General features: G+C 52.5%; 22 protein-coding genes. 21 read left to right on the forward strand and 1 reads right to left on the reverse strand.

The genetic code is table 11. The features are described 5' to 3' along the window. Window positions 1-143 precede the first annotated feature (143 nt). Entirely contained in the window at window positions 144-1,172 is a 1,029-nt protein-coding gene (locus tag I8U17_RS10680) for a CPBP family intramembrane glutamic endopeptidase (RefSeq protein WP_033100416.1), read from the reverse strand. A 214-nt stretch (window positions 1,173-1,386) separates the two neighbouring features. Here I8U17_RS10680 and prfA point away from each other — a divergent pair, with 214 nt between their 5' ends. From prfA to atpC, 21 genes are all read left to right on the forward strand, one after another. Further along, complete coding sequence (gene prfA / locus I8U17_RS10685; protein WP_198055551.1) at window positions 1,387-2,460, forward strand: peptide chain release factor 1; 1,074 nt, start codon at window positions 1,387-1,389, stop codon at window positions 2,458-2,460. A gap of 37 nt (window positions 2,461-2,497) precedes the next feature. Then, window positions 2,498-3,367, forward strand: coding sequence for a peptide chain release factor N(5)-glutamine methyltransferase (gene prmC / locus I8U17_RS10690; RefSeq protein ID WP_033100414.1), 870 nt, complete (start codon window positions 2,498-2,500; stop codon window positions 3,365-3,367). 78 nt (window positions 3,368-3,445) lie between these two features. Then, window positions 3,446-4,138, forward strand: coding sequence for a stage II sporulation protein R (spoIIR, locus tag I8U17_RS10695; protein ID WP_232331031.1), 693 nt, complete (start codon window positions 3,446-3,448; stop codon window positions 4,136-4,138). A gap of 85 nt (window positions 4,139-4,223) precedes the next feature. Beyond that, the gene (locus tag I8U17_RS10700; RefSeq protein ID WP_033100413.1) at window positions 4,224-4,688 is read left to right on the forward strand and encodes a GNAT family N-acetyltransferase; all 465 of its coding nucleotides are present in this window, start codon (window positions 4,224-4,226) and stop codon (window positions 4,686-4,688) included. A 109-nt stretch (window positions 4,689-4,797) separates the two neighbouring features. After that, window positions 4,798-5,868: an L-threonylcarbamoyladenylate synthase gene (locus I8U17_RS10705; RefSeq protein WP_483316477.1), complete on the forward strand. Its 1,071-nt coding sequence runs from the start codon at window positions 4,798-4,800 to the stop codon at window positions 5,866-5,868. Between the two features lie 154 nt (window positions 5,869-6,022). Continuing rightward, window positions 6,023-6,583 (forward strand): manganese efflux pump MntP, encoded by a 561-nt coding sequence (locus I8U17_RS10710; protein ID WP_033100411.1) that lies wholly within the window; start codon window positions 6,023-6,025, stop codon window positions 6,581-6,583. 212 nt (window positions 6,584-6,795) lie between these two features. Further along, complete coding sequence (locus I8U17_RS10715) at window positions 6,796-7,458, forward strand: low molecular weight protein arginine phosphatase (protein ID WP_033100410.1); 663 nt, start codon at window positions 6,796-6,798, stop codon at window positions 7,456-7,458. A 135-nt stretch (window positions 7,459-7,593) separates the two neighbouring features. Beyond that, window positions 7,594-8,040 carry a ribose 5-phosphate isomerase B gene (rpiB, locus tag I8U17_RS10720; protein ID WP_198059382.1) on the forward strand — a complete coding sequence of 149 codons (447 nt, stop codon included), beginning with the start codon at window positions 7,594-7,596 and terminating at the stop codon, window positions 8,038-8,040. Continuing rightward, window positions 8,040-8,612: a TIGR01440 family protein gene (locus I8U17_RS10725; RefSeq protein ID WP_033100408.1), complete on the forward strand. Its 573-nt coding sequence runs from the start codon at window positions 8,040-8,042 to the stop codon at window positions 8,610-8,612. Before rpiB ends, I8U17_RS10725 begins: the two co-directional genes overlap by 1 nt. A gap of 49 nt (window positions 8,613-8,661) precedes the next feature. Next, on the forward strand, window positions 8,662-9,909 hold the full coding sequence (locus tag I8U17_RS10730; RefSeq protein WP_033100407.1) for a serine hydroxymethyltransferase: 1,248 nt from the start codon (window positions 8,662-8,664) through the stop codon (window positions 9,907-9,909). A gap of 346 nt (window positions 9,910-10,255) precedes the next feature. Then, window positions 10,256-10,885 (forward strand): uracil phosphoribosyltransferase, encoded by a 630-nt coding sequence (gene upp, locus I8U17_RS10735; protein WP_033100405.1) that lies wholly within the window; start codon window positions 10,256-10,258, stop codon window positions 10,883-10,885. A 239-nt stretch (window positions 10,886-11,124) separates the two neighbouring features. After that, window positions 11,125-11,415 carry an AtpZ/AtpI family protein gene (locus I8U17_RS10740; protein WP_033100404.1) on the forward strand — a complete coding sequence of 97 codons (291 nt, stop codon included), beginning with the start codon at window positions 11,125-11,127 and terminating at the stop codon, window positions 11,413-11,415. 6 nt (window positions 11,416-11,421) lie between these two features. Next, window positions 11,422-11,817: an ATP synthase subunit I gene (locus tag I8U17_RS10745; RefSeq protein WP_081943769.1), complete on the forward strand. Its 396-nt coding sequence runs from the start codon at window positions 11,422-11,424 to the stop codon at window positions 11,815-11,817. A gap of 11 nt (window positions 11,818-11,828) precedes the next feature. Beyond that, window positions 11,829-12,536, forward strand: a complete 708-nt coding sequence (gene atpB, locus I8U17_RS10750) for a F0F1 ATP synthase subunit A (protein WP_033100402.1) — start codon at window positions 11,829-11,831, stop codon at window positions 12,534-12,536. A 47-nt stretch (window positions 12,537-12,583) separates the two neighbouring features. Beyond that, window positions 12,584-12,808 (forward strand): F0F1 ATP synthase subunit C, encoded by a 225-nt coding sequence (gene atpE, locus I8U17_RS10755; RefSeq protein WP_198055550.1) that lies wholly within the window; start codon window positions 12,584-12,586, stop codon window positions 12,806-12,808. A 126-nt stretch (window positions 12,809-12,934) separates the two neighbouring features. Next, window positions 12,935-13,438 (forward strand): F0F1 ATP synthase subunit B, encoded by a 504-nt coding sequence (gene atpF / locus I8U17_RS10760; protein ID WP_033100400.1) that lies wholly within the window; start codon window positions 12,935-12,937, stop codon window positions 13,436-13,438. Then, a complete protein-coding gene (locus I8U17_RS10765; RefSeq protein WP_033100399.1) occupies window positions 13,435-13,977 on the forward strand; it encodes a F0F1 ATP synthase subunit delta in 543 nt (180 codons plus the stop codon). Before atpF ends, I8U17_RS10765 begins: the two co-directional genes overlap by 4 nt. Window positions 13,978-14,008: 31 nt before the next feature. Then, window positions 14,009-15,526 carry a F0F1 ATP synthase subunit alpha gene (gene atpA / locus I8U17_RS10770; protein WP_033100398.1) on the forward strand — a complete coding sequence of 506 codons (1,518 nt, stop codon included), beginning with the start codon at window positions 14,009-14,011 and terminating at the stop codon, window positions 15,524-15,526. 81 nt (window positions 15,527-15,607) lie between these two features. Further along, entirely contained in the window at window positions 15,608-16,489 is an 882-nt protein-coding gene (gene atpG / locus I8U17_RS10775) for an ATP synthase F1 subunit gamma (RefSeq protein ID WP_033100397.1), read from the forward strand. Between the two features lie 85 nt (window positions 16,490-16,574). Further along, complete coding sequence (gene atpD, locus I8U17_RS10780) at window positions 16,575-17,981, forward strand: F0F1 ATP synthase subunit beta (RefSeq protein WP_033100396.1); 1,407 nt, start codon at window positions 16,575-16,577, stop codon at window positions 17,979-17,981. A 198-nt stretch (window positions 17,982-18,179) separates the two neighbouring features. Further along, window positions 18,180-18,452, forward strand: a complete 273-nt coding sequence (gene atpC, locus I8U17_RS10785; RefSeq protein WP_081943768.1) for an ATP synthase F1 subunit epsilon — start codon at window positions 18,180-18,182, stop codon at window positions 18,450-18,452. The last annotated feature ends 284 nt before the right edge of the window (window positions 18,453-18,736 follow it).

An 18,736-nucleotide genomic window follows, 5' to 3' on the forward strand; every position in this document is an offset into this window, starting at 1 on the left:
TAAAAAATCTCAACCGGGCCTGAAGAAAGCCAGTGCGGTTGAGATTTTTTTCTGTGGAAGTGCAGCAGGCCCGGGCAGCCGGGCGCATCCTTGCCCCCTGCGTTTCCAATCGTCACTGAGGGGGGAAGCTTTTTCTTCTGAATTCACTTTAAGCTGAGGATGCCCAGGCTGATATTGTACGTGGCATGAATGATCATGCAGACGGTTGTATTGTAGCGGTAACGCACCAGGCTCAGGACGAGAGCCAATAGGAAAACAACCAGAGTTGCCGCGCTGATGCCGTAATTGGCATGAACCAGTGCGAATAGGATGCTGGTATAAACGAGGCCGAACCGCGGCAAGAGGGCGCCGCGGAAGATGATCTCTTCCCCCAAGGCGGCTGCCAGTCCGAGTGTCAGAATCCCGGGAATGGACGTAAACAGCGGTCCGAGCAACTTATTGGTCAAATCCTCCACGTGGGGATCACCCATCCATCCCTGTGTATAAGCGAGGTTTTCCACCAGATTGGAGATTACCATCATCACCAGCCCGATCGCCAGTCCAATCAACAATTCCCGGGTCGTGATCTTTTTCAGGCCAAGCCGGTCCAGCGTTTGGCTGAGCGTGCGCCGGCTGAGCCAGCCCACCCCGATCAATCCCAGAAAGGCGAGCAGGATATCCTGAGACCAGAGCATGGCGAGAACACCGGAAGACGACTGCGGCTGGCTGGTCTTGCTGAGTGTGTCCAGCCCGACTCCCAATGTGACGATCATTTGCATGAATACGAGCATGCTCATGGACAGGGAAAAGGAATGGATGCGATTATCGGCATCGATTGGAAGGAGCCGGGAGACCCAGCGGCGCATTACAGGGATAAAAATCAATAAGCCGAGGAGGGACGGCAGCCAAAGGCCCAGTCCGATCAGTTGCATTTTCCGGATCAGGTCGCCAGAAGGGACTTGGCCCAGCAGTTCTAAATAGGAGTCCCCGCGCAAATGGATCATCAAACCGATCAAAAAGCTGGCAGCATAGCCAAATCCGATGAGGAGATAGCCGATCAGCGCGATTTCCCGGCCTGATTTCGGCTGGAGCGGGGTTCGTTTCTTCTCTGAGAGATTGATCACATAAAACAGAGCGATAATGGGGCCGAAAGTATAAAGGTTGTTCAGCACATTATTGATTACCTCAGTCATATGATGGCTCCTTATGCTGGGAAATGTCGAGTTTTTCTTCCATCATAACATTATTATAAGGAGAATACCTCCCTTTCTTCCAAAGAACTTCAATCTTGTGGTAAAATCAAATGACGTGAGCAAAACGTTCGGAGGAAAGGACTTTCCCTTCAAATAAATTGTCAGCCGAAGCCGGAAGAAGAACTCCGGCAGCGAAAAATGGGAGTGAGCAAAAGTGTTAGATCGTTTGGAGGCGATTCACAAACGGTATGAAGAGCTGAGTCAGTTGCTCTGCGATCCCGAAGTGATCGGCGATGCCAAAAAGCTGCGGGAATATTCCAAGGAGCAGGCCGGATTGGAAGAGCAAAATCAGGCTTATCTGGAGTATAAGCAAGTGGTGGAACAACTGGAAGACGCCAAAACGATGCTGGAAGAAAAACTGGACGATGAAATGCGCGACCTGGTAAAAATGGAGATTGAGGAGCTTTCCGAGCGCAAGGAAGCATTGGAAGAGCGCATTCGCATCCTTCTTTTGCCCAAAGACCCCAATGATGAAAAGAACGTCATTGTGGAGATTCGCGGCGCGGCCGGAGGGGATGAGGCGGCTTTGTTCGCGGCCGATTTGTACCGCATGTATACGCGTTATGCCGAGCGGCAGGGCTGGAAAGTGGAAGTGCTGGAAGCCAGTTCAACCGGCCTTGGCGGGTTCAAGGAAGTGGTTTTCTCCATTCAGGGGCGCGGTGCATACAGCCGGCTGAAGTATGAAAGCGGGGCCCATCGCGTGCAGAGGGTGCCGGAAACCGAGTCGGGTGGAAGGATTCATACCTCGACGGCGACCGTAGCTGTCCTGCCGGAAGCGGAGGAAGTGGAAGTGGAGATCAATGAAAAAGATCTCCGCATCGACACTTTTTGCTCCAGCGGACCGGGCGGACAGAGTGTGAACACGACAAAATCCGCCGTTCGGGTTACGCATATTCCGACCGGAATCGTGGTATCCTGTCAAGATGAAAAATCGCAAAACAGCAACAAAGAGAAAGCGTTGCGGGTGTTGCGTGCACGCTTGTTTGACCTCAAGCAAAAAGAGGAGATGGAAAAGCTGGCGAGCGCACGCAAATCTGCGGTGGGTACCGGTGACCGCAGTGAGCGGATTCGTACGTATAACTTCCCGCAAAGCCGGGTGACCGATCACCGCATCGGTCTGACGCTTCATAAGCTGGATCTGGTTCTGGATGGGGATCTGCAAGAAATTATCGATGCATTGATTCTTCACGAACAGACAGCACTCCTGGAAAAGGCGGGAGTCGATTAAACATCCGGCCTTGTGAAGGGAAAGGGGCAAAAAACTGATGGGCATGAATGTTCGGGAAGCCTTCCAGCGGGCTTCCTCTTTTTTGCGGGGAGCGGGGGTTGAGTCCCCGGAGTTTGAAGCGGAACTCCTTTTGCGGCGTTTTCTTGGGGTGGATCGTGCCCGTTTCTTTCTGCTTTTCCGCGACCCGTGGCAAGAGGAGTGGACCGCTCCGTTCCAAAATTGGCTGAACCGGCGGGCTGCCGGAGAGCCGCTGCAATATATCATCGGGGATCAAGAGTTTTACGGGCGGCTGTTTCAGGTAAATCCCTCGGTTTTAATCCCCAGGCCCGAGACGGAAGGATTGGTGGAAACCGTACTGGAAGAGGCGGAGCGTTTCTTGGGGAAGCGGGCTCTGCATGTCGTCGATGTGGGAACGGGGAGCGGGGCGATCGCCATCACCCTGGCCTTGGAAAAGCCGGAATGGCAGGTGACAGCCATTGATCTTTCATCGGAGGCGTTGGCCACTGCCAAAGACAATGCGCACCGCCATGGGGTTAAGGAGAAAATCACGTGGATTCACGGCAGTTACTTGACTCCCCTGCTTCCTGATCTGCCGACGATTGACGTTCTCGTTTCCAATCCGCCGTACATTCCTTCCGCCGTGATCCCCGCTTTGGAAAAACAGGTGCAGGCGTTTGAGCCGCGCCTTGCCCTGGATGGCGGTGAGGATGGATTGGAGCCTTACCGCGTTCTTACGGAGCAATTTGGAAAGTGGAGCGGCAAGCGGTTGGTTTGTTTTGAGATCGGCGCGGATCAGGGCGGCGAAGTGGCCGGATTGGTGAAAAAGATTTCCGGAGCCGAGCGGGTGGAAATAAGACAAGACTTGGCCGGCCGGGATCGGGTGGTAATCGGATTCATCAGCGGCTAAGTGAATTTTTTGAAAAAATGAGATTAAATTGTGCCCTCCTTGTCCATACTTTGGATAGGAACAAGGAGGGCATGAACGATGCGAAAATGGACTCATATTTTCATGTTATTTTCAGCGGTTTTTGCTTGGGTTTTTGCCTATGTGGCTGAAGGGTCCGGCCAGTTGGAATGGAACAGCCGGCCGGAAGCGGGAGCCGTTTCGCCTTCGGCTCCGGAAATCCCAAAACAAGCGATTCGCCTGCGGATTTTGGCCAACAGCGACAGCGTCGGTGACCAATGGTTAAAACGCCGGGTGCGCGATGCGATTGTGCGGGAGATCGGGACGTGGGCGCTGAAACCGAAAAACATCGAAGAAGCGCGCCGGGCGATTCGTGAGCGTTTGCCGCTCTTGCGCCGGATTGCCGAACAGACGGTGCATCATTACGGTTATTCCTATCCGGTAAAAGTCGACTTTGGCCAGGTTCCCTTCCCGACGAAATTGTACGGAAACAAAATTTATCCGGCCGGAAATTATGAAGCATTGCGGATTACCATCGGAAAAGGGCTGGGGAGCAACTGGTGGTGCGTCCTGTTTCCGCCGCTCTGTTTTATCGACATGTCCAACGGGGATGCGATCGACGGCAAGGAAACCACACAAACGCTGTCTGCCTCTGCCGCACAGGATGTTTATGTGGAAATGAACGGGCAGGCGCGGGAAAAGTCATCGGCTGAAGGAAAATTGCAGGTTCGTTTTTTGCTGCTGGATCAGCTGGCCAAATGGTGGCATTGGTGAGCGGGGGATGAACAGCCGGCGGTTCTAGAAATCCGCTTCCTGTCATACCGCTATAGTAGGACAAGCGGAACAGGAGGAAACGGATATGTTTGTGATTCGCCGGGCGGGAGAACACGATCTTTTTCGCATTCGCCGGTTGATTAAAGATGCGGGGTTGAATGATAAGGGGATTGAAAGTAATCTGCTCCATTTTTTTGTCGTGGAAACGGCAAGTGATCAGGGAGAGTCCCCGCAGATGGTGGGCGTTGTCGGCATGGAAGTGCATGGTTCGATCGGGTTGCTTCGGTCGTTTGTGCTGGAGAGGGCTTCCTGGATTGGCAAAGTGGGGATCAAGATGATGGAGATTTTGCTCGCTTACGCGAAAAAGCTGGGATTGACGCACGTTTATCTGCTGGCCGGGGCTTCCACTTCTTTTTTCTCCGAACTCGGCTTTGTCGAAGTCGCGTTTGCCGACCTGCCCGAGGTGCTGAAGGAATCCGAACATTTTGAGCGCTCGCTTTATAAAGGGACGCCGATGGTTTATACCCGGTTTTCCGGGGATCAGTCGTAAACCGGCTCCGGCTCGGCGACCGGATTGTGGTATGATAGTTGAACAACAGAACGGGGCAAAGGGTAAAGGGGAATCAAAAGTGAATCACAAAGAAACAGAATGGGCCCGTGTGGATGGATCATTAACAGTTGAAGCGCTAAGGCAAACAAGGGAAATCCGGGAAGGAGCAAGGATCCTTCGCGAGGGAGGGCTTGTCGCGTTTCCGACGGAGACGGTGTATGGATTGGGAGCAGCAGCCACGCTCAAATCGGCCGTAAACGGCATTTTTTCGGCCAAAGGGCGCCCTTCTGACAACCCCTTGATCGTTCATGTCGGGGAGAAGAACCAGGTCAGCCTTGTGGCCAAAGAGGTATCGCCGTTGGCTCAGTCCCTGATTGACCGTTTTTGGCCGGGGCCGCTGACCATCGTCGTGCCTCACCGGGGAAATCTGGCTGAAAATGTGACGGCGGGCTTAAGTACCGTCGGCATTCGCATGCCTGATCATCCGACGGCGCTCGCCCTGTTGCAGGAGACAGGGCTGCCGGTCGCGGCTCCCAGCGCCAACCGTTCGGGACGTCCGAGCCCGACTGAGGCCCGGCATGTGTTTGAAGATCTGGCAGGGAGAATCGATCTGATTCTGGACGGCGGCCCGACCGGGGTCGGAGTGGAATCGACCGTCGTCGACGTTAGCACGGAAGTCCCGGTCTTGTTGCGACCTGGCGGGATTACCTTGGAACAGCTGACAGAGGCGGTTGGCCGGGTCGAGGTGGATCCCGGACTCCGTTCCAAAGACGAAGTGCCGCGCGCTCCGGGGATGAAGTACCGCCATTATGCACCAAGGGGGCAAATGTGGCTGATCCGCGGGGAGCTTTTGCCGATGCACGGAAAAATGAGGAAGTTGGCGCAGGAATATCAATCACAAGGCAAAAGGGTCGGGATTTTGACGACGGAGGAATATCGCCGCGATTTTTCTGCCGATGTTGTGATTGCCTGCGGCCGGCGGGAAAACCCGGCCAGTGTCGCGCGGAATCTGTATCATGCCTTGCGGGAATTTGATGATCGCGGAGTCGAAGTGATTTTGGCCGAGGCTTTCCCGGAGCATGGGCTTTATCATTCCGTCATGAACCGCCTTCTGAAAGCAGCCGGCGGAAATGTGCTCGATGTGGGAAGCACGGTTAAACCGGATTCCGGACGGATTTGACCAGTGAGGGATCTTGCGGTTGCTTTCGGTCCGGTGTTCATATCTTTGTGTGCGGGATCACGAACCAAGTGCTCTTTGGGGCATTTGGTTCTTTTTTGTGTCTGCCCGGCATACGATGTGACAAGCAGGACCTCGGGACAGGGGAGGAAAAGGAATGGATCTTTCGATGGCGCAATGGGGGCAGATCTTGACATTAACCATGATTGCGGTTGCTCTGGGGATGGACGCTTTTTCACTCGGGGTCGGTCTCGGCATGAGGCGTTTATCATTCTGGCAGATGACGTCACTAAGCCTGTCCATTGGTCTTTTCCATGTAATAATGCCCCTGTTGGGCATGATGATGGGACAATTTCTGGGAACCGTGATGAAGGGCATCGCCGTGGTTGTAGGAGGCGGAATGCTTTGTTTTTTGGGACTGAACATGCTGATGAATGTGATTCGCCGGGAAAAAGAAACCCGGATTTATATTCAGTCCTTGATCAACATATTTTTGTTGTCGCTCAGTGTCAGTGTTGATTCGCTGTCGGCCGGACTCAGTCTCGGCTTGTTTCATTCCGATCTGCTGCTGACCTGTTTGATGTTTGGCTCTGCCGGGTTTGCGATGTCCGGCGGCGGGCTGATGCTCGGACGGTTTATCGGGAACTGGGTGGGAGGATACGGTGAATTATTTGGAGGAATCATTTTAATTATCTTGGGCAGTAAATTTATATTTTAAATTTTCGTGCATCGTCGCAGGCATGGTTTTTGTTGCCCCTGATCCTCCCTTTCAGTAAAGTAGAAAATAGGAGACAAATTCCAGTCATCGCAAAAAAAGGACCGGCAAATTCGGCCTTTTCTCAAGCGGATTATTCTTGAATTGGACAAAGATACGTATAGCATCCATCTGTTCAACTGATACTGAAGAACAGATGAAATGGGGTGAACGGAATGAAGAAGATCCTTTTCGTTTGCACGGGGAACACCTGCCGGAGCCCGATGGCCGAAGCGCTTTTGAAAAAAATTGCGCAAGAGGCCGGGATCGAAGTGGAGGTCAAATCGGCCGGCGTTTCGGCGATGGAAGGTTCGCTGGCAGCCGAACAGGCATCTCAGGTTCTGATGGAGCGGGGAATTGAACATTCCCATCGGTCGCAGATGCTGAGCCCGGAATTGGTGCGCTGGGCAGATCTCATCCTGACGATGACCGCCCGGCACAAATTTGATATTCAATATAATTATCCGGAGAGTGTCGATAAGATTTATACCTTGAAAGAATATGCGAATCAAAATACGAAGGTCATGGAATTGTATCAGCAATTGGATCGTATCTATGTGGAAATGGAAAACAAACGAGTTGAGATCCGTGCCCGCTATTCCCTGACACCGGACAAGCCTTGGCCCAAAGAAGCGGAAGAGGCCTGGCGAAAAGAGATTGTACCGCTGCGAAAGCGGGAACAGGAGCTGCTGATTCTCCTGGAGCAAAAGAGGGACAACGTCGATGTGAGCGACCCGTTTGGCGGTTCCGTCGATGTTTATCGTCAGTGTGCCGACGAATTGGAACGAGAAATTCGTAAAATCGTTGCCAAGTGGAATCGCTCTTCCGATGCCCGCTGATGTGTGGTTAACTAATAGAGGGAAGCCTGAGGAGATTTGGAAGGGGAGTCGGGCACCCCGGCCGGCAACAGGAACGCGGCAGGGCCTGACGCCCGCACTGCGACTCAGTCATAGAAAAAGGGAGGAGAGAAACAGATGCGCATTATACTCGGTTCCGATCATGGCGGGCTGCGCCTGAAAAAAGAGATCAAAGAGCTGTTGACCGAACTGGACATCGCCTATGAAGATGTGGGATGTGATTGTGAAGAATCCGTCGATTACCCCGATTATGCCTACCCGGTCGCCAAAAAAGTGGCTGAAGGGGAATTTGATCTCGGCATTTTGATCTGTGGCACGGGAATCGGGATGTCAATTGCCGCAAACAAGGTTAAGGGAATCCGCTGTGCTGTTGTTACCGATGAATTTTCGGCAAGAATGGCGCGGGAACACAATAATGCCAATATCCTGGCACTCGGAGAACGCGTGGTTGGCCCTGATCTGGCCAAATCGATCGTGCGCGCCTGGCTTGGTGCAGAGTTCCAGGGAAACCGCCATGCCCGGCGCCTGGAAAAAATCAGCCAACTGGAAGGAAGTCTTTCTTGATGGAATTCGCTTCACTGAAAAACGAGGTAAAGGAGATTTTGCACGACTTGCTGGAAGCCATGCCCCTGACTGAACGGCATCTGGTGGTGTTCGGTGTGAGCACGAGTGAAGTGGCAGGCAAGCGGATCGGTACGGAAGGAAGCACGGAAATCGCTGCCCGGATCTTTGCCGGCATTCGCGAAGTTCAGGCGGAATCCGGTTTTCAGCTCGCCTTCCAATGCTGTGAGCATCTGAATCGTGCCCTGGTGGTGGAGCAGGAGACCGCAGAGCGATTTTCGCTGCCCGAAGTGACGGTCATCCCTGTTCCCCATGCCGGGGGAGCGATGGCATCCTACGCCTTTCGCCATTTGGAGCATCCTGTTTTGGTGGAAAAAATTCAGGCGGATGCCGGTGTCGATATCGGGGATACGCTGATCGGAATGCACCTGAAACCGGTTGCGGTTCCCGTTCGTCCCCGCTTGAAAAAGGTGGGGCAGGCACACGTCACCATGGCGAAAACCAGGCCCAAACTGATCGGCGGGGCCAGGGCTGTCTATTTGTTGGAAGCTGAAGAGGAAGGTTCCGCAAAGTAACCCGGGTTTGTTAGAATAGAGGAAATGGTCTCAATGGGGGGAGCAGTCGATGGAACATTTACGTAAAAGAGATCCGCAAGTGGCTGAGGCAATCAGACAGGAGCTGGGGCGTCAACGGAATAAAATCGAATTGATCGCTTCAGAAAATTTCGTGTCCGAAGCGGTCATGGAAGCGATGGGAACCGTGATGACCAACAAGTATGCGGAAGGTTATCCGGGTAAACGCTATTACGGCGGATGCGAGTATGTGGATGTGGTGGAAGAGCTGGCACGCCAGCGGGCTAAGGAACTTTTTGGTGCCGAGCATGCCAATGTGCAGCCGCATTCCGGCGCTCAAGCCAATATGGCAGTTTATTTTTCCGTGCTTGAACCGGGAGATACCGTTTTGGGGATGAACCTGGCGCACGGCGGTCATCTGACGCATGGAAGCCCTGTCAACTTTTCGGGCAAAATGTATCGTTTTGTCGCGTATGGAGTCGATGATCAAACTCACCTGATCGACTATGATAAAGTTCGCCAGCTGGCACTTGAGCATAAGCCGAAACTGATCGTTGCCGGTGCCAGTGCTTATCCCCGTGTAATCGATTTTGCCCGGTTCAGGGAAATTGCCGACGAAGTGGGCGCTTACCTGATGGTGGACATGGCTCACATCGCCGGATTGGTGGCCACGGGAGACCATCCGAATCCGGTGCCCTACTCCGACTTTGTTACGACCACGACACACAAAACACTGAGAGGCCCCCGCGGCGGAATGATTTTGTGTCAGGAAAAATACGCAAAGTTGATCGATAAAACGATTTTCCCCGGCGTGCAGGGCGGACCGTTGATGCACGTGATTGCCGCAAAGGCGGTTGCATTGGGAGAAGCGCTTACAGATGAGTTTAAAACGTATTCCAAAAATATCATCAATAATGCGCGGCGGTTGGCGGATTCCTTGAAACAACAAGGATTCAACCTGGTTTCGGGGGGAACGGACAACCATTTGATCCTCATTGATGTCCGCAACTTGGGCCTGACCGGGAAAACGGCGGAACATCTGTTGGATGAAGTCGGCATCACCACCAACAAAAATACGATTCCCAACGATCCGGAAAGCCCGTTTGTCACCAGCGGAATCCGCATCGGTACCGCTGCAGTTACCTCACGTGGCATGGATTTGCCGGCCATGGAGGAAATCGCCGGCATCATGGCTCTTACCTTGAAAAATCCGGAAGACGGGGCTGCGCATGAGGAAGCGCGCCAGCGTGTGGCCCGCTTGACGGAAAAATATCCGCTTTATCCGGACTTGCGAATTTAACTTTTCATCCGGCCTGAGGGATCACCGCAGGAAATGGAAGGCGTCAGCAAGAACAGCAGATGCCTTCTGTTTCCTGTTTTTTTGTGCGGTGCATTTGCGGTGCTTCGTGTCCCCCCTGATCGTTCAATTTTTCCCGGGTTCATCCCAGGATTGCGCCGAAATGATATGAATGTCTTTTGGGCCGGTGAAATGCGTTTTTCCTGTTTTTACACCCGGCAGAAAAAATATACCAACCTTTGGCAATGATAAATAAGGGAAATGCTTGAGGGACGACAGGGAATATGGTTAGATATCATAGGGACAAAAATAATTGTCATCTGATGACAAAGAAAGTGGGGAACCGAACGTGAGCAATGTCTATGTATTCGACCATCCGTTGATCCAGCACAAACTGACCTTTATCCGTGACAAACATACGGGAACGAAAGAATTCCGTGAGCTGGTTGATGAAGTGGCCGCCTTGATGGCCTATGAAATTACCCGCGATATGCCGCTCAGAGAGGTGGAGGTCGAAACACCGGTCACCACGGCGAAGTGCAAGGTTCTGGCCGGGAAAAAGCTGGGCCTTGTGCCGATTTTGCGGGCCGGGCTCGGGATGGTAGACGGGATTTTGAAATTGATTCCCGCAGCCAAAGTGGGCCATATCGGGCTCTACCGCGACCCTGAAACACTAAAACCGGTGCTCTATTATTCCAAGATGCCGTCCGATATCGGCGAACGGGATCTGATTGTGATCGATCCGATGCTGGCAACAGGAGGTTCCGCTTCGGAAGCGATCCGTGCCCTGAAGGAAATGGGGGCGAAAAATATCAAGCTGATGTGCCTGATCGCCGCACCGGAAGGGATTGAGCGCGTGCAGGCAGATCATCATGATGTCGACATTTATGTCGCGGCGGTGGATGAGGGTCTCAATGAAAAAAGTTATATCGTACCCGGGCTCGGTGATGCAGGAGATCGGCTTTTTGGTACGAAGTAAATTTATATAAAAGGCTGCCGGCATGATGGATCGCGAGGAGGCGGACAGCGGGGACTGGTTAGAAAACGAACTGGATTTGTAAAATTAAAACGGGCACTTCCTTGAAACAACAAGGATTTTCAAGGGGAGACCAAACGATTTGCCGCAAATGTGACAATTTGTTCAAAACTCTTTTCGGGAAAGCGTTGACAACACCGTTGACCCTTCGTTACTATAGGCAGGGGGAAGGACAGTTCCTGATGCCAATCATGATTAAAATTTTATTCCGAGGCGGTCTTCTTTCCCTAAATGTTAAAGGTCCAACGGGGGATCTCATGAATAACACTGGAAATCCTTGGCGGATTGTTGGAATGATTGGTTCTGCAGGAATGGAAATCATCTTCCTCACAATCGGTGGGGCTTGGTTGGGAAACAAGCTGGATGCCGTTTGGGGAACCAAACCATTCATGCTGCTCGCGGGAGTACTGCTCGGATTGGTGTTTGGTTTTATCAGTTCATTTTTCACCATTAAAGCAATGACAAAGGAATGACTCCTCATGGATCCCATAACAACCATTCGTCGTCGAGTGGTGTTCCTCACTATTGTATTCCTTGCTATTTTAATGATCATCTGGTTTTTTACCCCGCAGAAGAGATTAGTCGCCGGTTTTTTTCTCGGTCTTTGTGTAAGTTTGTACAATATTCTGTACATGTCGCGCAAAGTGCGCATCGCCGGTGAGCGAGCCATCCTCACCGGAAGCACCAGAAACCGGGGAACCGGCATGGTCAATCGCTATCTCATGGTTGCCCTCGCGATCATCATCGCCATTGAATATCCGGGATGGTTTGATGTTCGGGCCGTTCCGTTCGGGCTGCCAATTTGCTATATACTCATCATTCTACTTGAGTTTTGGGAAGCAAGGCGTCTCAACCACCAAATCAGAAAGGGGTGAATCTACGGAGAATGGAGAATACTCCCAAGCTTACATTTCACTTGGCAGGACTGCCCATCACTTTTGACGTTACCGTAATGATCGGAACGACCGTCACCTGCGTTGCCGTTTTCCTCATCGCTTGGCTTGCAACGCGGCGCCGTGCCCTCGTGCCTTCCGGCATCCAGAATGTGGTGGAAATGCTCGTGGAGTTTACCCGCGGCCTTGTGCGTTCCAATCTGGATGCGAAAACGAGCGAAAAATTTTATAGTTTTGCCTTTACCCTCTTTTTCTATCTTCTCATTGCGAACCAGCTTGGACTTATGTTTAACATCGTGACGGAATCCGATCACGTCTCGGCAGCATGGTGGAAGTCGCCGACAGCCGATATCAACGGTCCTTTGGCCATGGCATTTGTGATTACCATTGTCGCTCATTTCTTAGGAATCAGAAAATCGCCGAAGAAATACGGAGCCCACTATTTCCAGCCGTTTTGGTGGATGTTTCCGCTGCATCTCATCGATGAGATCGCCAAACCGCTTACGCACGGAATGCGTCTTTGGGCCAATATCTTTGCCGGGGAAGTACTGGTCTTTGTCCTGCTGAAAGCGGCATGGGTCGGTATCCCGCTCAACGTCATCTGGATTGGGTATTCCGTCTTTGTCGGCATCATCCAAGCGTATGTATTCACAATTCTGGCGATGGTTTATATGTCGCAGAAATTGTCTACCGATCATTGATAAAAAGATCGAAAAACTGTCAATAAGAATCAGAGGAGGAAACTGAAATGGATTTGGGTGTAATAGCTGGTGCAATTTTGATGGCTTGCGCTGCCATCGGTGGTGGGATTGGTAACGGTCTGGTATTTGGTCGCTATCTGGAAGGGATTGCCCGTCAACCGGAACTCCGCGGATTGCTGTTCGGGCAAACCTTTATCGGAATCGCGCTGGTCGAAGCGTTGCCGATTATCGCCGTTGCGTTCGGGATCATGAAGTTGCTCGGCATCCTTTAATCGGCTTTTTCTCTGGCGGACGGGGATCCATCATTTTTTTTCCCCGTCCGGTTGCGATTCAAACCAGGCATTTGAAGGTTTTTGCTTTTGAGATAGATTTGGCATGATCGGAAGGGAGTGAATGGGATGCACTATGAAAGTGGGATTCATATCGAGATCGGCACCATTTTGTTTCAATTAGCCGCATTTATTATTTTAATGCTTCTTGTAGGCCGCTTCGCTCTTCGCCCGATGCTGCAGACGATGAAACAGCGCCAGGATCATATTGAAGGCCAGATCAAATCGGCGGAAGAGAGCCGCAAAGAAGCGGAAAAGCTGCTGGAAGAGCAGAAGGCAGAGCTCAGCCGCACCCGCCAGGAGGCGAAAGAGATCATTGAGCGCGCCAAAGCGCAAAGCGAGCGTGAGGCCGAAGAAATCATCAAAGGAGCGCATGAACGGGCAGAACGGATGATTCAGGAGGCGACGGCCGAAATCAAGCGTGAGAAGGAAAAGGCCTTGGCCAGCCTGCGCGAAGAGGTTGGGACGCTCTCCATCCAATTGGCATCCAAGCTGTTGGAGAAAGAATTGGATAAAAAAGGGCAGGCCAAACTGGTCGCAACCTATCTTGAAGAGGTAGGAAGATTACAATGAGTTCAGTTGTAGCGAAACGGTATGCCAAAGCGTTGTTTGAAGTGGCCCTGGAGAAAAATTGCCTTGACCAGGTGGGAACCGACCTGGAGCAGATTGCCCAAACATTTGCCTCCGTACCCGAGCTGAAAACGTGGGTACAGCATCCCACAACTGCCGCGGAACAGAAAAAAGAAGTGTTTGCACGCATTTTTGCAAATCTGAACGAATACACGAAAAACTTTCTCGATCTGTTGGCCGATCGCCGGCGCGAAAGCATTGTGCAGGACGCCTTCGCTGAATACAAGCGCCTGGTGAACGAACACAAAGGAATAGTCGAAGCAGTTGTCACGACTGCGTTTCCGCTTACCGCCACAGACCGCAAAAAACTGGTTGCCGCTTTTGAGCCGATCGTCGGCAAAAAGCTGGATATTACCGAAAAGGTGGATTCTGACATCCTGGGCGGAGTGATTGTGCAAGTGGGAGACCGTTTGTACGACGGCAGCCTGCGTACCAAGTTGAACCGGTTCAGAGAACGATTGAGCGGAAACAGAGTCGGATAGATCAGAGATGGGAAGATTGGGGTGAACGAATATGAGCATTAAGCCGGAAGAGATCAGCTCTCTCATTAAGGAGCAGATCGAAAATTACCGGGCTGAAGTGGAAGTAACCGATGTGGGCACCGTCATCAGTGTGGGGGACGGGATCGCCCGGGTTCATGGCCTGTTGAATGCCATGGCAGGTGAGCTTGTCGAGTTCAGCAACGGCGTGATGGGGATGGTGCTCAACCTTGAAGAGAACCATGCCGGGATCGTTATTTTGGGGCCGTTTGCCGATATTCGTGAAGGAGATCAGGTGAAGCGGACCGGCCGTCTGATGGAAGTGCCGGTAGGTGAGGCGTTACTGGGCCGCGTCGTCAATCCGCTCGGGCAGCCGCTCGACGGAAAAGGACCGATTGAAACGACCGAATTCCGTCCGGTTGAATCTCCTGCACCTGGCGTTATTGACCGGAAATCAGTGCATGAGCCGTTGCAAACCGGGATTAAGTCGATTGACTCGATGGTGCCGATCGGCCGCGGTCAGCGGGAGCTGATCATCGGGGACCGGCAGACCGGGAAGACGACGATTGCCATCGATACGATCATCAACCAAAAAGACCAAAACATGGTCTGTGTCTATGTAGCCATCGGACAAAAGCAATCCACGGTAGCCAATGTCGTTGAAAAGCTGCGTCGTTTCGGGGCGCTTGATTACACGATCGTGGTCGTGGCCAGCGCATCCGATCCTGCACCGCTTCTGTTCCTGGCACCGTATGCGGGTTGTGCGATGGGTGAGTACTTCATGTATAAAGGCGGACACGTTCTGTGCGTTTATGACGACTTGTCCAAGCAGGCGACGGCTTACCGTGAGCTCTCGCTCCTGCTTCGCCGTCCGCCGGGCCGTGAAGCTTACCCGGGGGATGTATTCTACCTGCATTCCCGCCTGTTGGAACGTGCGGCCAAATTGTCCGATGCCCGTGGGGGCGGTTCGTTAACGGCATTGCCATTTATCGAAACGCAAGCCGGGGATATCTCCGCCTATATTCCGACCAACGTCATTTCGATTACCGACGGTCAGATCTTCCTGGAATCGGATTTGTTCTATGCCGGGGTTCGTCCTGCGGTAAGTACCGGTACTTCGGTCTCCCGGGTCGGGGGTTCGGCACAGATCAAGGCGATGAAAAAAGTATCCGGTACCTTGCGTCTTGATTTGTCCCAGTACTTCGATTTGGCGGCATTTGCCCAATTCGGCTCCGACCTCGACAAAGTGACCGCTGCCAAACTGGAGCGCGGTAAGCGGACCATTGAGATTTTGAAACAGGATGAGCATCAGCCGATGCCTGTGGAGAAACAGGTTATTTCCCTCTACTTGGTTACCAAGGGCCACCTCGACGATATCGCGGTTGAAGATGTACGCCGCTTTGAAAGTGAATTCCATGCCCACTTAGACAGTCACCACGAAGAAATCCTCAAGGATATCCGTGAAAAGAAAGAGATGACCAAAGAGACGGAAGAGAAGCTGATCCAGGCGATTGAAACCTTTAAAAAAGGCTTTATCAAATCGGACAAATGACGATCATTGAGACGGCAGGTGCGTCCGGGTTGGAATGAACCGGCCCGGGCCATTGCCGGGTAACGGAAAGGCGGTGAACTGATGGGGCAATCGATGCGTGACATTAAACGGCGGATTCGCTCGTTCGAGAAAACCAGACAGATTACCAAGGCGATGAAAATGGTGGCGGCATCCAAATTGCGCAAGGCTCAGGAACAGGCGGAATCGTCACGGCCTTATGCGGAGAAGATGCATGATGTGATCGTCAATGTCGCCAGGGGAACAAAAGGATATAACCATCCCATGCTCGTTTCCCGCCCGGTGAGAAAGACCGGTTATCTGGTCATCACCTCTGACCGCGGTCTTTGCGGTGGATATAACAGCAATTTGCTCAGAAAGTTGCAGGCGACTTTACATGAGCGCCACCAGAGCCAGGATGAATACGTCATTTTTGTCATCGGCCGCAAAGGCAGAGACTTTCTCAAGCGACGCGGGCTCCCGGTAATCGGTGAAGTGACCGGGTTATCTGATTCACCGAAGTTTGCCGATGTTCACGAGATCGCCAAACAAGCGGTGCAGTTTTACGCGGACGAAAAATTTGATGAGCTGTTTATCCTTTACAACGAATTTATCAATCCGATCATTCAGCGTCCAGTGGAAAAACGCCTGTTGCCGCTGACTGGTGAAGAACTGAGGGATTCGGAAGGAACCGCTGCCGGAGCGACGGCCGTTTACGAATATGAACCTTCGCCGGAAGCGGTATTGGATGTCCTGTTGCCGCGTTATGCAGAAGCTCTGATCTACAGCGCGCTGTTGGAGGGCAAAGCGAGCGAATTTGCCGCCAAGATGAATGCGATGAGCAATGCAACGGATAACGCAACCGAATTGATTGAAAAACTGACGCTTGAGTTCAACCGTGCCCGTCAAGCGGCCATTACCCAAGAGATTGCAGAAATTGTCGGCGGCGCTTCGGCACAGGGATGATAAACAGAACGGACTTATTTTCCTTTTGATGGATTACGGCTAATCCGTTTTAATAGATGCAATTGCAGCTTAAGGAGGGAATGTGATGAGCACTGGACGTGTCTTACAGGTAATGGGCCCTGTTGTGGACGTGCAGTTTGACCAGGGGCACATGCCGGAGATTTACAACGCCATTAAGGTAAAACGCGCGGATGGAAGCGAATTGGTATTGGAAACGGCACTGCATCTCGGGGATAACACGGTGCGTACGGTGGCCATGGCTTCGACGGATGGATTGGTGCGCGGGATGGAAGCAGTGGATACAGGTGCGCCGATCTCCGTTCCGGTTGGACGCCCGGGATTGGGACGGGTATTTAACGTATTGGGAGAACCGATCGATGAAGCCGGTCCGGTTAACAGTGATCTGAAGCTTCCGATCCACCGCCCGGCCCCCAGCTTTGAAGAGCAATCGACCGAACAGCAAATGCTGGAAACGGGGATTAAAGTCGTTGACCTGCTCTGCCCTTATGCCAAGGGAGGAAAGATCGGTCTCTTTGGCGGTGCGGGAGTAGGGAAAACCGTACTCATTCAGGAGCTTATTCATAACATCGCACAAGAGCACGGCGGTTTGTCCGTTTTTGCCGGTGTAGGGGAACGTACCCGCGAAGGGAACGACCTGTACCATGAAATGAAGGATTCGGGTGTTATCGAGAAAACGGTCATGGTGTTCGGACAGATGAACGAACCGCCAGGGGCACGGATGCGCGTCGCCCTTTCGGGACTGACGATGGCTGAGCATTTCCGTGACAGCGAAGGACAGGACGTTCTTCTCTTCATTGACAATATCTTCCGCTTCACCCAGGCAGGTTCCGAGGTATCGGCCCTGTTGGGACGCATGCCTTCAGCGGTGGGTTACCAACCGACCCTGGCCACGGAAATGGGCCAATTGCAGGAACGGATCACTTCGACGAAAACCGGTTCGGTTACCTCGATCCAAGCGATCTACGTACCGGCCGACGACTATACCGACCCGGCGCCGGCAACCACCTTTGCTCACTTGGATGCGACCACCAACCTGGAGCGCCGTTTGACGCAAAAAGGGATTTATCCGGCTGTGGATCCGCTCGCTTCGACTTCCCGCATTCTTTCCCCGGATGTAGTCGGAGAAGAGCATTATCGCGTGGCGCGCGGTGTACAGCAGCTACTGCAACGTTACCAGGAGTTGCAAGATATCATCGCCATCCTCGGTATGGACGAGTTGTCCGAGGAAGACAAACAATTGGTGGCCCGTGCGCGCAAAGTGGAAAAATTCCTCTCGCAAAACTTCCACGTTGCCGAACAGTTTACCGGTCAGCCAGGGGTATATGTGCCGGTCAAAGAAACGGTACGCAGCTTCAAAGAAGTGCTTGAAGGCAAACACGATGACCTTCCGGAAGATGCCTTCTACATGGTCGGCGGCATCGACGAAGCTCTGGAAAAAGCGAAAAAGCTGGGTTATACCCGCATGATCTGATGGAGGAATCGCAGGACTGCCTGGCGGCCATAAGACGGAATTGGCGTCAAAGTGCCAGGCAGTTTTCCTGTGGTTGAATCGATTGGTTCCCGTGATCGCCCGGAAGCAAGGAGGTGAATTTCTGCTGGGAAGCCGAATCCTGTCCCGGATAGCCGACATGGACTGGCAAGCGGATGGGAGCGGAGCAGCAGGGTGGCCATGAGCACAATGGTTTTGGATATCGTGACACCTGAGAAAAAGGTGTATTCCGAAGAAGTGGAAATGGTGATAACGAAAGCTGCTGAGGGGGAAATCGGGATTTTGCCCAGACACATTCCCTTGGTCAGCCCGATTAAAGGAAAAACGGTTCGTGTCAAAAAGGACGGCGTTTTTGAAACATTTCACGTGAGTGGCGGTTTTATTGAAGTTCGCTCGGATCGCGTTACAATTTTGGCGGAAAAGGCGGAACTGCCAGGCCAGAATGAAGAATAAACGATACAGATTAGCCCGTTATCTCGCATCCGCATCCCGGCTCCGGGAGAGGAAGCGAGTTTTTTTTATATCTTTCGGACGAAAAAATTCAGCCATCGTGAGGCTCGCTTGAGCATTGTCAGTGAGGGGGGCATGTGGAGCGCTTGCTGGGTTGTTCAAGTAAAATCCGAGTGTGCAATCGGCCGGGATGCCCATCGCAAACAAACCAGCAGTCCGGCTTTTGGCGCAGCAGCTCAAACTTGGAATGAACCGTGGAGCCAACAGGATCTCATGGCAAATTTCCC

Source organism: Thermoactinomyces sp. CICC 10521, from assembly GCF_016055135.1.
GTDB classification, from domain to species: Bacteria; Bacillota; Bacilli; order Thermoactinomycetales; family Thermoactinomycetaceae; genus Thermoactinomyces_A; species Thermoactinomyces_A daqus.